13 protein-coding genes are annotated in these 14,014 nt (G+C 36.4%); 1 reads left to right on the top strand and 12 read right to left on the bottom strand.

What is annotated here, in order from left to right; all coding sequences use genetic code 11:
* Positions 1–180: 180 nt before the first annotated feature.
* The 8 genes from NSQ08_RS21525 to NSQ08_RS21560 form a co-directional block, all read right to left on the bottom strand.
* Positions 181–1,209 carry a glyceraldehyde-3-phosphate dehydrogenase gene (locus NSQ08_RS21525; RefSeq protein WP_340778713.1) on the bottom strand — a complete coding sequence of 343 codons (1,029 nt, stop codon included), beginning with the start codon at positions 1,207–1,209 and terminating at the stop codon, positions 181–183.
* A gap of 109 nt (positions 1,210–1,318) precedes the next feature.
* Entirely contained in the window at positions 1,319–1,921 is a 603-nt protein-coding gene (coaE, locus tag NSQ08_RS21530) for a dephospho-CoA kinase (protein ID WP_002034278.1), read from the bottom strand.
* Positions 1,922–1,974: 53 nt separating this feature from the next.
* Positions 1,975–2,607, bottom strand: coding sequence for a sporulation membrane protein YtaF (ytaF, locus tag NSQ08_RS21535; RefSeq protein ID WP_002034279.1), 633 nt, complete (start codon positions 2,605–2,607; stop codon positions 1,975–1,977).
* A gap of 72 nt (positions 2,608–2,679) precedes the next feature.
* Positions 2,680–3,510 carry a DNA-formamidopyrimidine glycosylase gene (mutM, locus tag NSQ08_RS21540; protein WP_002034280.1) on the bottom strand — a complete coding sequence of 277 codons (831 nt, stop codon included), beginning with the start codon at positions 3,508–3,510 and terminating at the stop codon, positions 2,680–2,682.
* Positions 3,511–3,522: 12 nt separating this feature from the next.
* Entirely contained in the window at positions 3,523–6,156 is a 2,634-nt protein-coding gene (polA, locus tag NSQ08_RS21545) for a DNA polymerase I (protein ID WP_340778717.1), read from the bottom strand.
* Positions 6,157–6,441: 285 nt separating this feature from the next.
* Complete coding sequence (gene phoR, locus NSQ08_RS21550) at positions 6,442–8,205, bottom strand: sensory box histidine kinase PhoR (RefSeq protein WP_002167588.1); 1,764 nt, start codon at positions 8,203–8,205, stop codon at positions 6,442–6,444.
* On the bottom strand, positions 8,198–8,917 hold the full coding sequence (gene phoP / locus NSQ08_RS21555; RefSeq protein WP_002015484.1) for a two-component system response regulator PhoP: 720 nt from the start codon (positions 8,915–8,917) through the stop codon (positions 8,198–8,200). Before phoP ends, phoR begins: the two co-directional genes overlap by 8 nt.
* Positions 8,918–9,081: 164 nt before the next feature.
* Positions 9,082–9,318, bottom strand: coding sequence for a hypothetical protein (locus NSQ08_RS21560; RefSeq protein WP_061673942.1), 237 nt, complete (start codon positions 9,316–9,318; stop codon positions 9,082–9,084).
* Between the two features lie 90 nt (positions 9,319–9,408).
* Between NSQ08_RS21560 and NSQ08_RS21565 the strand changes: the two genes are divergently transcribed.
* Positions 9,409–9,540, top strand: a complete 132-nt coding sequence (locus NSQ08_RS21565) for a hypothetical protein (RefSeq protein ID WP_002015487.1) — start codon at positions 9,409–9,411, stop codon at positions 9,538–9,540.
* Between the two features lie 54 nt (positions 9,541–9,594).
* Here NSQ08_RS21565 and NSQ08_RS21570 read toward each other — a convergent pair whose 3' ends face one another.
* The 4 genes from NSQ08_RS21570 to citZ all read right to left on the bottom strand — a co-directional run bounded on the left by NSQ08_RS21570 (position 9,595) and on the right by citZ (position 13,811).
* A complete protein-coding gene (locus NSQ08_RS21570) occupies positions 9,595–10,068 on the bottom strand; it encodes a MaoC/PaaZ C-terminal domain-containing protein (protein WP_002015489.1) in 474 nt (157 codons plus the stop codon).
* A gap of 216 nt (positions 10,069–10,284) precedes the next feature.
* On the bottom strand, positions 10,285–11,223 hold the full coding sequence (mdh, locus tag NSQ08_RS21575; RefSeq protein ID WP_002131240.1) for a malate dehydrogenase: 939 nt from the start codon (positions 11,221–11,223) through the stop codon (positions 10,285–10,287).
* 19 nt (positions 11,224–11,242) lie between these two features.
* A complete protein-coding gene (icd, locus tag NSQ08_RS21580; protein ID WP_340778723.1) occupies positions 11,243–12,535 on the bottom strand; it encodes an NADP-dependent isocitrate dehydrogenase in 1,293 nt (430 codons plus the stop codon).
* A gap of 160 nt (positions 12,536–12,695) precedes the next feature.
* The gene (gene citZ, locus NSQ08_RS21585; protein WP_012261808.1) at positions 12,696–13,811 is read right to left on the bottom strand and encodes a citrate synthase; all 1,116 of its coding nucleotides are present in this window, start codon (positions 13,809–13,811) and stop codon (positions 12,696–12,698) included.
* Positions 13,812–14,014 lie beyond the last annotated feature (203 nt).

The following is a 14,014-nucleotide window of genomic DNA, read 5'->3' on the forward strand; positions in this document are numbered from 1 at the left end:
TCGATTTTCTGTCATATTTTCCTCTTTACTTTTCCCTAAAAAAAATTAATGATTCACGAATACAGTAATCCCAACGTTTCGTGGTATGTCCACTATTTAAAAATATACTTATATAATTTTTTTCCTTTTCAGAAAAAAATAAAAAAGAGGGCAAATTTTCACTTGCCCTCTCTCGTTCACTTAAATATGTTGCACATTTTTTTGTTTCGCTAATTCATCAACAACTAACGTTACAAGATCTACAACACGACGAGAGTAGCCCCACTCGTTATCATACCAAGCAAGTACTTTCACTTTACGATCACCCATTACCATTGTAGACAAACCATCAATAATAGCTGAGTGTGTATTTGTATTAAAATCGATAGACACTAAAGGCTCTTCGCAGAATTCTACAATTCCTTTTAATGCACCGTTTGCAAAAGTTTTGAACGCTTCATTAATATCTTCAACTGTTACATCACGTTTTACGTCTACTACTAAATCAACAAGAGACACGTTTGGTGTTGGTACACGAAGGGCCATACCATGAAGTTTTCCGTTTAAGTGTGGAAGAACTTTTGCTAGCGCTTTTGCAGCACCCGTCGTTGTTGGAATGATAGACTGTCCGCAAGCACGCGCTCTTCTTAAATCTTTATGTGGGTTATCAATATTTTTTTGGTCATTTGTATAAGCATGAACAGTTGTCATTAAACCGTTTTCAATTCCGAACTGCTCATCTAACACCTTTACAACAGGCGCTAAACAGTTTGTTGTACAAGATGCATTTGAAATAACAGTATGCTTTGTAATATCTAATTGGTCTTCGTTCACACCAACTACGATTGTTATATCTTCATTTTTACCAGGTGCTGTTAAAATAACTTTTTTCGCTCCAGCTTCAACATGAAGAATTGCTTTTTCTTTCGAGTTAAATTTACCAGTTGCTTCAATTACAACTTCAACACCTAGATCTTTCCAAGGCAACTCCTTTGGATCGCGGTTGTTTAAAAGGCGAATCATTTTCCCATCAACTAGTAAGTGATCTTCAAATGCTTCCACTGTTCCGTCAAACTTTCCATGAACTGTATCATATTTAATTAAATGCGCTAACGTTTCTGATGGATAGCTTGCATTTATTGCTACAATTTTGAATGCGCTTTCTTTTATTGCTTGACGAAATACCATTCTCCCGATACGTCCAAATCCATTAATTGCCACACGAGTCATAATATGTTATCCCCCTTGAATGCGTTATACTATTTATCTCCAATCCCAATAATAGTATAACACAAAAAGGAGATATGTCACTAAGCATTTTCATTAATTTCACAATTTTTTAATCAATAATGTTCCATTCTTTCAAAATAGAGGCTAATTGTGTTTTCGTTCCAGTAATTGTGCCATCATTATAAATTACTTCATCTGCCTTCTTTACTTTTTCTTCTAATGGCATTTGAGATTGAATACGAGCCTTTGCTTCTTCTTCTGAAAAGTTATTTCGTTTCATTAAACGTTCCAATTGCGTATTCGGTGTGACTGCTACAACTAAAACACGATCAACGAGATTTGTTAATTTACTTTCAAACAAAAGAGGGATATCTAACACAACCGCTTGCATATCTTCTTTTATGTACATCTCCTTTTGTGCATTCATTTCTTCACGCACTGCAGGATGAACAATTTCGTTTAACTGCAATCGTTTTTCTTCATTATAAAAAACGACACTCCCAAGCTTTGGTCGATCAAGCTCTCCATCTTTTTGTAACACTTCCGTTCCGAACACCTCTACAATTTTGTTATATGCCGGTTTTCCTCGTTCTACAACTTCTCGCGCAATAATATCTGCATCAATAACCGGTATACTCATTTCACGAAACATTTCTGATACCGTACTTTTTCCGCTTGCAATGCCTCCTGTTAATCCAATTACTACTGTCATAATAATCCTCCTCACAATATTAAAGGCGCGAAACTAATGTTCCACGCCCATACTTACATTTTCCAAATTCCAATAATAATGAGTAATACCCCAGGCAGGAATGTAAATTTTTGTAACCATTTCATATTTGATAAAATCGTACCGAGCTTCATTCCAATAAATAAAAATAAAGAACTCATAACCGCGACTAATACCGCCATCATCGCGGGTGCATAACCTAATAAAGATGCACCAATTCCAGCACCAAACGAATCTATAGAAAGAGCGATACCGAGAAGTAACGCTTCTCCTGCAGAGATAGTTCCTGATTTATCAAAATCCGCAACTGTCGGCTTCCGCAAAATTTGAATCACTAGCCCGAGTGAAGCAATTTCTAATTTCCAAACCTTCTCCTCTTGCTTCGGTTCTTCTTTTTTATCACTTCGAAAAAATTGGTATAATACCCAAATTCCAATTCCAATAAGAACAAGCCCACCGATACGCGTTGCGATAACAGGTGAAAATATTTTCGCGATCATATGTCCAATTCCCATGGAAACGAGCATTACAGCTGCTGAACAGATCCCGATAATTATAATTGATCTTAGTGGAATTCTTACGCTTCTTAAACCATATGTTAGCCCTACACTACAGCTATCTAAGCTTAATGTAAAAGCTAATAAAATAAGAGATAAATAAAGGTACATCGGTAAGCTCCTCCCTTATACATAGCCCTGCTGTATGTATATGACAAATGCCTATCCGATGTTATCTCTTTTCTATATTCTCGGCTGACAAATCGGGCAGTAATGCGTTCCTCTTCCGCCAACAACTGTTTTCTCTAATATCGTACCGCAAGTAACACACGGTTCTCCTTTTTTCCCATATACATTTAGAAGTTCTTGGAACGAACCAATTTGTCCTTGTGAATTAATATACGTTCTAATTGTACTTCCGCCTCGCTTAACAGCTTCGCCCAGCGTTGTAACAATCGCCTCGTAAATTCTTTCTACTTCTTCTTTTGTTAAAGATGCAGCTTCTCGTTCTGGGTGAATTTGAGAACGGAATAACACTTCATCTACATATATATTTCCAAGCCCTACTAAAAGACGCTGATCTAATAATACGACTTTTATTTTACGATTTGTTTTTTGCAATCTTTCTTGTAAATACTGCGGTGTCAATTCAGCATCAAATGGCTCCGGGCCTAAGTCAGCAAGAGGCATTTGATTCAACTCTTCACCTTTCTTAAAGAGATGCATCGTACCAAACTTTCTCACATCTTTATAATGTAATTCAGTTCCATCTGTAAATAAGAAACGGACGTGCGTATGTTTATCAATCGGCTCATCCTCTTGATGAAGTAAAAACTTACCTTCCATGCGCAAATGTGAAACAATTACATAGTTCGTTACATACAAAAGTAAAAACTTACCTCTTCGCTTTATATTTTCAATTGTCTCGCCTCTTAGCATTTCTTTAAAAATTTCTGCATCATCCGGTCGTTTTACTATTTTGGGATAAGTAATAACGACATCTTCAATCGTTTTTCCTGTTACAAGATTTTCAAGCGTCCGTCTAACGTTTTCAACCTCTGGTAATTCCGGCATTTCATCACGTCCTTATTTCGCATCGTACCAAGTTGGACCGTAAGAATAATCAACTTTCAATGGAACGGCTAGTTCAATTGCATGCTCCATTACTTCAGGTACAAGCTTCTCTAATTTTTCAATTTCTTCTTTTGGTGCTTCAAATATCAATTCATCGTGTACTTGCAGAAGTAAGCGAGCTTGTAGACCTTCTTCTTCTAAGCGATCCGCCATAATAATCATCGCTTTTTTAATAATATCAGCCGCACTACCTTGAATTGGTGTATTCATAGCTGTACGCTCAGCAAAGCTACGTAAATTGAAATTACGACTCGTAATTTCCGGAATATAACGGCGACGATTTAATAATGTAACCACATATCCTTTTTGTTTCGCATCTTTTACGATTTCATCCATGTATTCTTGTACACCAGGGAAACTTTCTAAATACTTTTCAATAAATTCCGCTGCTGCTTTTCTTGTAATTCCTAAGTTTTGCGAAAGACCATAATCACTAATACCATACACAATTCCGAAGTTAACAGCTTTTGCTTGTCGTCTCATGTTAGATGTTACTTCATCTTTCCCAACACCAAATACATCCATAGCTGTTTTCGTATGAATATCCATGTCATGTTGGAACGCTTCAACTAACCCTGGATCTTTTGCAATGTGAGCAAGCACACGAAGTTCGATTTGTGAATAATCAGCCGCGTACATGATCCATCCTTCTTCTGATGGAACGAATGCCTGACGAATCTTTCTTCCTTCTTCTAAGCGAATCGGGATATTTTGTAAGTTCGGATCTGTTGAACTTAATCGACCTGTTTGCGTTAACACTTGATTAAAACGAGTATGGATTTTAGATGAATCTTCATGTACAACTTTCAATAAACCTTCAATGTAAGTTGAATTTAGCTTTCCTAATTGACGGTAATGTAAAATATTTGGAATAATTTCATGACGATCCATAAGTTTATCTAATACATCCGCCGACGTAGAATAACCTGTTTTCGTCTTTTTAATAACTGGTAAGTTTAAATTCTCAAACAGAATAACCCCAAGTTGCTTCGGTGAATTAATATTAAATTCTGTTCCCGCAAGCTTATAAATTTCCTGTTCCATTTCCTTTAATCTACCTGCAAGTTCTTCTCCCATATTACGAAGACGATCCGTATCAACTTTTACACCTTTCACTTCCATATCAGCTAATACACGTGCAAGTGGTAATTCTAATTCCGTAAATAATTCATATTGCTCGTTCTTTTTTAATTCTTCTAAGAACGTTTGCTTTACATCATATAATACATGCACTTTACGAGCTACATGCTCCGCTACTACCTCTAGCCCCGGAACAGCACGCTTCGCACCTTTCCCGTAAACTTCTTCGTCAGATTTTACGGCATGCGTTTCTTTCATTTTCGCTACAGTACGGAAATCTTTATCTGTATCGGCTGGATCAAGTAAATAAGCGGCAATTAATAAATCAAAGTCAATCCCTTGAATATCTACACCTTTCCACTTGAGAGCAACGATAGCACGCTTCGCATCAAATGTATGTTTTCTCATTTCTCCATTTGCAAGCCACTCTTTAAAAGCATCCGATTTAAGAGCAACATCGGCCGGAATGAAGTAACAACCATTTTCATTTTGAATACCAAAACCTTGAATATCGGCTTTATGATAATTATCTTCTTGCACTTCAACAATAAGCGCACTATCTTGCTGAAGCATTTCTTCTGCAACTTCTTCTACAATATCAAATGTAATATCATCTAATTCAGCTGGAGCCGTTTCCTCCGGCGTAACACCTAACTTATTTAAAAGGGATGTAAACCCTAAATTCTCGAACATTGGAATCAAATCGCTTGTTTCATACCCTTTATATTCCATATCATCTACATGCACAGTAATCGGTGCGTCTGTAATAATAGTCGCAAGTTCTTTACTCATAAGAGCTTGTTCTTTATTCGCTTCTAACTTTTCTTTTAATTTCTTTCCACTCACTTGATCTAAGTTTTCATATACTGCTTCTACCGTTTCAAATTGCGTTAATAATTTAATGGCTGTCTTCTCACCAACACCTGGTACACCTGGAATGTTATCCGATTGGTCTCCCATTAAACCTTTCATATCGATAATTTGCTTTGGTGATAAGCTATATTTCTCAAATAAAGCTTCTTTCGTATATTCATCTACTTCCGTAATACCTTTGCGAAGAATACATACGAGTGTATTATCTGAAACAAGTTGCAGTAAATCTTTATCTCCTGAAATAACTTTAACATGAAACCCTTGCTCACTCGCTTCTTTCGCTAACGTTCCCATAATGTCATCCGCTTCATAATTTTCCAGCTCATAACGCGGTACATTGAATGCATCAAGCACCTCACGAATAAACGGGAATTGCTCTGATAACTCAGGTGGAGTCTTTTGACGCCCTCCCTTGTAATCACTATACGTTTTATGACGGAATGTTGTTTTCCCCGCATCAAACGCCACAAGCATATGCGTCGGTTTTTCTTCCTCTAGTATCCTCATTAACATCATTGTAAAACCATAAATTGCGTTCGTATGTATACCTTTGTCGTTATTTAAAAGCGGTAGTGCAAAGAAAGCACGATACGCGATATTATTACCATCTACTAATACGACTTTTTTTTCCAAAATACAAACCTCCCCATACATATTTGAAACGGTTTTTTCCACAGAAAAAAAACCGTTCCTGTCCTCTCTCTATATTAACATGACTAATAGAGAGAAGAAAAATAACGGTTTTTTTCTATCATATATAAACAGACTTACATTGGCATAAAGGGAAGTGACGAGAATAGCATAACTACTCTCGTCCAAAATTACTCCTTGGATGAAGGGGTTTTCATATATTATATTAACAGAGCTTTATTAATATTTAATTAAGCCATTGTTAATATATTGTAAATATCCTTCATCCTATTTTTCAGTAGCTGATTTTGGTAAAACAACTGTAAATGTTGTTCCTTCCCCAACCTCACTATCCACTGTAATCGTACCTTGATGCGCTTCAACTAAATGTTTTACGATTGATAAACCAAGACCCGTTCCACCCGTATTTCTACTTCTTGCTTTATCCACTCGGTAAAAGCGTTCAAAAATACGTGGGATTTCCTCTTTACTAATACCAATTCCAGTATCAGATACTTTTATATAAGCATTATATTTATCTTCTGCCAATTCAACAGAAACAACGCCTCCAGCCGGTGTATATACAATCGCGTTATTAATTAAATTAATAAAGATTTGTTTCAAGCGGCCTGGATCTCCAATAACGGAAACTCGTTTCAATGCATTCACTTGTAAAGAGATTTCTTTTTCTCCCGCTTTATTATCAAGCACCATATGAATATCTTCAAGAAGTTCCTTCATATCAACGGTCCCCATATTTAGTTTAAACCCTTGTTGCTCGATCTTTGACAAGTCTAATAAATCTTCAATTAATCCTTGCATGCGTTCACTTTCTTTTAAAATAATATGTAAGAAATGTTCGCAGAATTTTTTATTATCCATAGCCCCATCCAAGAGCGTTTCTGAAAAACCTTTAATAGAAGTAATTGGCGTCTTTAGTTCATGAGAAACATTCGCTAAAAAGTCTTTTCTCATTTGTTCTAATTTCTTTAACTCTGTTATGTCATGGAACACAAGAACAATACCTTTCCATTCATGGTTCGTCCCGATAATCGGCGCTCCATATACTTCGAAATGCTTTCGCTCAATTCCAAGCGGCAATAACATTTGTTTACGCACTTTCACTTCTGTCATAAAGATTTCTTCCACAAGCTCAATAATTTCTGTATGGTGAAATGATTCATAATATAAGCGATCTAAATATTCTTCATCTGTTACGTGGAAAGTTTCCTTATAAGAACGGTTTACAAGGTTTATATAACCGCGGCTATCAATTAAAATCATTCCACTTCCCATATTTTCAATTAACGTATGCAGACGATCCTGTTGCATTTCCTGCTCAAGAGTCATCTCTTGTAAATTACGAGCTAAAATATTAATCGCTTTACTCAGCATCCCTGTTTCATCCGAATGACTTTCATAAGCGCGTGCTTTATAATTTCCCTTCGCTAATTCAATGGCAACTTTCGTAACCGATTCAATCGGCCTAATATATTGCCCCGTAATTTTCATACCTAAAAATACGACTACGAGACAAGCGATAACAAATCCTATAATTAATAATCCCCACGTTTTTTGATGTACGTCTTTCAATGGCTCAATTGTACTTTTCACCAAAATATATCCTTGTTTTCCTGCTAGATCTTGAACGAACACCGCATGATAAAATTCATTCTTTTGATCTGTTTCTTGCGTAATCACTTTACTTCGTTGTTTTGCTGCTTCAGAAGAAAGTTCTTTAATCATCTCTTGATTAAATGCAGATGGTTGCCCTCCGCTATATTGAACTTTCTTTTTTTCATCAACAAATATAATAGAAGCTGGTATTTTTTCTTCTAACTTTTCAAATACATAAGGCTTTTTTAAAACAGCATCAAACCCTTGCTCTTCTGCTAATACCGCAACATACTGTGTCTCTTTTATCATTCTCTCTTTAGCATGATCTATATAGTAGTTTTCAAATACAGTTTCTAATAATACTCCTAGTCCAACTAAAATAAAAACGATAAGAGAAACAAATGTAAAAAGAAGCCTGGAACGAAACTTATTCATCCACTTTTGGCTCCTCTAATTTATAACCTAAACCACGTATCGTTTTAATGTACGTCGGTTTTTTCGTATTTTGTTCAATTTTATCGCGCAAATGGCTAATATGGACATCAACAATTCTTGTATCACCGGCAAAATCATAATTCCATACAGCACTTAATAATTGGTCACGAGTTAATACACGACTTTTATTTTTCGCAAGATAAACAAGTAACTCAAATTCTTTCGGTGTTAATTCCAGTTTCCTTCCTTGGAAGTACGCTTCATAAAACTCCGGTAAAATTTTAAGCTCTGCAATTTTGATGCTCTCTTCATCTGGCGATTCTGAAACTTGTTCTTCCTGCTGTAATTTCGTACGGCGCAAAATCGCCTTCACACGAGCAACAACTTCCCTTGGACTAAATGGCTTCGTCATATAATCATCAGCCCCAAGCTCAAGACCTAGCACCTTATCAAATTCATCATCTTTTGCTGTTAACATTAAAATCGGCGTCATAATACGCTGCAATCGTAATTCTTTACAAACTTCCATACCATCCATTTTTGGAAGCATTAAATCTAATATAATTAAATCTGGGCGTTCTGTAGTCGCTTTTTGAAGCGCCATTTCTCCATCCATTGCTGTAATAACTTCAAACCCAGCTTGTTGTAAATTAAATTCAATTAAAGTTAAGATAAATTCCTCATCATCAACTACTAAAATACGATTGTTCATTCTTTTCCTCCAAGTTATAGACTTGAAACCTTCTTCATCCTAGTATTTTCCCCGTTATTCTCATCATACTAGAAAACAAGGTCTCCCTCAATATAATTGTCTATTCATGGAGCTCGTTTGTACTAGAGTTTCGGAAAATAAAAGCAATCGTAACTTCATTCCCTCTATCCTGTCGCTATCCAAACTTTATAGATGAATCTATCTTTTTTAAACTCTTTTTCCGTATGAACTATAAACTCTCGATTTTGCGCTAGGAAAAACGAAAGAGCATACGCTATTTTATAATCTGGTGTTTCATATCCATCAAATACTTTCCCGTACATTTCATTCGCGATTGAATCGGCCCATACTTCAGCTTCTCTTATCGTTTCAAAGATAACGTCTTCTCTTTTCCACTTCATCTAAAAAACCTCCCCCTTAATTGACTTCAATTACCAATAATCATATTATTAATTTAAATATATAAATAAATTCGATAAAAGGGGGCTATTATGCGAATATTACTACCTATTTTAACTTTAGTAGTAACATGTTTCCTTACTTTTAACGTACCTAGCTGGGATACGATTAAAACAGGTTGTTCAGAATTTGCTGAAGGGTTCAAAGAAGGATTTTTCAACTAAAATAGCGCTAGCCCCTTATAAAAGGTATGCTAGCGCTATTCATATTTTCATATTTTAAAAATTATCTAATGCTTTTTCCATAATGGAAACAGATTTAAAAGGTGGTGTTACTGTTAATGAACCTTTTACAACAGTTTCTCCTTTTTCATCATGAGCAAATACAAGCATATCAATTGTATGTTCCTCCTCTGAAACAGCCACAACTTCAAAGTGGATTTGTAACGTTTCATAATGGTGAACATGTTTCACGAACGTAAGGTCCTTCCTAGTAATATGACTACCTGGACCTGGTAAATATTTCGTAACCGCCGTTGTAATCAGTCCCGTTAGCATAATGCTTGGGACAATCGGCTTTTCATACGGAGTTTGGGATGCGTAATCATGCTGAATATATAATGGATTGGCATCATTCGTTAACCCTAAGTACAATAACAAATCTTTATCCTCAATTTTTTCAGTGATAGATAATTTCTCTCCTACTGTAATTTCATCCATTCTACGACCAATTTGAACTTTTTTCTTTAACATGTTACAACCCCCTCCGATTTTTTCACCTTATTATCCTACTAAAAGCGATACCTTATCCGAAATTTACTGTGATGAGGGCAATGTATAGTATAAGTCTATAGTTTCATTATAGGATACACCAAATGATAGCGTTTTCATATTATTTCAAAAAAACATTTCAATATATAGTAGAAAAAGATTCGGGGCCCCGAATCTTTTTCCACTTATATTTAATTATTAAACAAGAACTTTCATAACGTTACGTACAGATTCTACAGAGCGATCTAACGCTTCTTTCTCATCTGCAAGAAGTTCTAATTCAATAATTTTTTCAATTCCGTTACCACCTAGAATTACTGGTACCCCTAAGTAAAGGTCACTATAACCATATTCACCTTCAAGGTACGCAATAGCTGGTAATACACGGCGTTGATCTTTCAAGATCGCTTCTGTCATTTCAACTAAAGAAGCTGCTGGTGCGTAATATGCACTACCGTTTCCTAATAAGCCTACAATCTCACCGCCACCTTTACGTGTACGTTCTACGATTGCTTCTAAACGCTCTTTTGGAATTAATGTTTCTAACGGAATGCCACCTGCATAGGAATAGCGTACAAGAGGTACCATATCGTCACCATGTCCACCAAGAACAAATCCTGTAATGTCTTTCACAGAAAGGTTTAACTCTTGTGAAATAAATGTACGGAAACGAGCTGTATCTAATACACCCGATTGACCGATAACACGCTCTTTCGGGAATCCTGCTTCTTTAAATACAGAATATGTCATTGCATCAACTGGATTTGTTAATACAAGAATAATCGCATTTGGTGAATGTTTTGCAATGTCGCGCGTAATACTTTTCATAATTTTAGAGTTTGTTGCTACTAAGTCATCACGGCTCATACCAGGCTTACGCGCAATACCTGCTGTAATAACGACAACGTCAGAATCAGCAGTATCTGCGTAATCAGATGTACCAATAATGTTAGCATCAAAACCTTGTACTGGGCTCGCTTCTAACATATCTAACGCTTTCCCTTTTGTTGGATTTTCCAGCTGTGGAATGTCCACTAATACAACATCTGCAAGTTCTTTTTGTCCTAATAAGAATGCTGTTGTTGCTCCTGTAAATCCTGCACCGATGACTGAAACTTTCTTGCGTTTGATTGTCATAATTTACCCCCCGCTTTAATTATGCGTTTTTGATTATCGCTACATCCATGTTTTTAATAAGTTCATTAGCGAACTCAGAACATTTCACTTCTGTTGCACCTTCCATTAAGCGTGCGAAATCATAAGTTACTACTTTTGATTCAATTGTTTTCTCAACTGAATCAGTTACTAAATTCGCAGCTTCGTTCCATCCTAAGTGCTCTAATAATAATACACCAGAAAGAAGAACTGAAGATGGGTTTACTTTATCTAAACCTGCATATTTTGGAGCTGTACCATGTGTAGCTTCAAAGATAGCATGTCCAGTCACATAGTTAATGTTTGCACCAGGTGCAATACCAATTCCACCTACTTGTGCAGCAAGTGCATCAGAGATGTAGTCTCCGTTTAAGTTCATTGTTGCAACAACATCAAACTCACGTGGACGAGTTAAAATTTGTTGTAAGAAGATGTCTGCAATAGAATCTTTTACGATGATTTTCCCAGCCACTTCTGCGTCTGCCATCGCTTTATTCGCTACATCTTTTCCATCTTTTTCAACAATGCGATCATATTCAGCCCAAGTAAATACTTTGTCGCCGAATTCTTGTTCCGCTACTTCGTAACCCCAGTTTTTGAAAGCACCTTCTGTAAATTTCATAATGTTTCCTTTATGAACTAATGTAACAGAAGAGCGTTTTTCGTTAATTGCATATTGAATTGCAGCGCGAACAAGACGCTTTGTCCCTTCCTCTGAAATTGGTTTAATACCAATCCCTGATGTTTCTGGGAAGCGGATTTTATTAACACCCATTGCTTCTTTTAAGAAAGCAAGAACTTTTTCTGCTTCTGGAGAACCTTGTGCATATTCAATTCCAGCGTAAATGTCTTCTGTATTTTCACGGAAAATAACCATATCAGTATCTTCCGGACGTTTTACAGGTGAAGGAACACCTTCAAAGTAACGAACTGGACGTAGACATACATATAAATCTAATTCTTGACGAAGCGCAACGTTTAGAGAACGAATACCACCACCAACTGGAGTTGTAAGTGGACCTTTAATTGCGATTAAATATTCACGAATTAAATTTAAAGTCTCTTCTGGTAACCACTCGCCTGTTTGGTTGAATGCTTTTTCCCCTGCAAGCACTTCTTTCCAAACGATTTTCTTCTCACCATCATAAGCTTTTTCAACTGCTGCTTCTATTACGCGAGATGCTGCAGCCCAAATATCAGGACCAATTCCATCTCCTTCGATAAATGGAATAATCGGATTGTTTGGTACATTCATAACACCATTAGTTACAGTAATTTTTTCACCTGTCGTCAATGTGATAACCCCCATGTTTGAAATTTCATATGTATGAAACTGAGGGAATAACCCCTCAGTTCAAACCGTTATTCAAATTTAAATATTCTAATCATTACATCTTCCCAAAAAAATCAGACTTTTGAAAGCGTATTTTCACTATCAAAATAGTGTTTTTCGCTTATCGTTGCGCTAGCGGAACGTACACTTGATGTGTCGGTCCATCATAATCAGCACGCGGACGGATTAAACGGTTGTTTTCATATTGTTCTAGAATATGAGCTAACCAGCCTGACATACGGCTAATTGCAAAGATAGGTGTAAATAAGTCATGGTCAATTCCTAAACAATGGTATACAGAAGCTGAATAGAAATCAACATTTGGTGGAAGACCTTTTTCTTTTGTTACAATGTCTTCAATTTTGATAGACATATTATACCATTTGTCTTCTCCTAAAAGCACGCATAATCTCTTAGACATTTCGCGTAAGTGTTTCGCGCGTGGATCACCATGCTCATATACGCGATGACCAAATCCCATAATTTTCACTTTATTTTGAAGAGCATTATGAATATATGATTCTACATTTTCTTCTTCGCCAATTTCAGTTAACATCTTCATTACATTTTCATTTGCCCCGCCGTGAAGAGGACCTTTTAATGCACCGATTGCTGCTGTAATACCAGAATACACATCTGAAAGTGTAGCTACGCAAACACGTGCAGTAAATGTAGAAGCGTTTAACTCATGATCGGCATGAAGTACAAGTGCCTTATCAAAAGCCTCAATTTCAACTTCATTTGGCTCACGATCATTTAACATGTACAAGAAGTTTGCAGCTAATGATAGATCTTTTCTTGGCTCAACAACATCTAAACCTTTGCGAATTCTTGCATAAGCCGCAATTAAAGTTCCGACTTGAGCCTGTAATTTAACCGCTTTCAAATAATTAGACTTTCCATCCATTATTTCAGCGCTCTCATCATATAATGATAGCATGGAAATCGCAGTTCGTAAAACCGACATCGGGTGCGCGATTTTTAAATCTACTTGTTTCAAATATGTTAAAACCTCACCTGGTACCTTATAGTATTCAGATACTGTTCCACTAAATTCCGCTAGTTCTTTTTCGTTAGGAAGCTTGCGGTGCCATAATAAGTACACTACTTCTTCGAACGTAGCATTCTCAGCTAAATCATCAATATTATACCCAACATAAGTTAATGTATCATCAATAATAGAGCTCACAGATGATGTTGTTGCTACTACCCCTTCTAAACCTCGAATAACAGTCATGACATTCTCTCCTTTTCCTGAAAATTCTCCCAACCTTGCTCCTTATATCTATTTGCTCCCCTTATAAATTATGAACGCTCGTTCACTCTTTAGGCAAGCAAAATGCACGTTCATGCAAATTTATTGCGATGTTCCCCTCTTATTGTCCATTGCTTACATGGAAAGCATGAGCGTGAATGTCTCCCCGAATCCTCACGCTCAGA

It is taken from the genome of Bacillus sp. FSL E2-8887 (genome assembly GCF_038007205.1).
Taxonomy (GTDB): Bacteria; Bacillota; Bacilli; order Bacillales; family Bacillaceae_G; genus Bacillus_A; species Bacillus_A mycoides.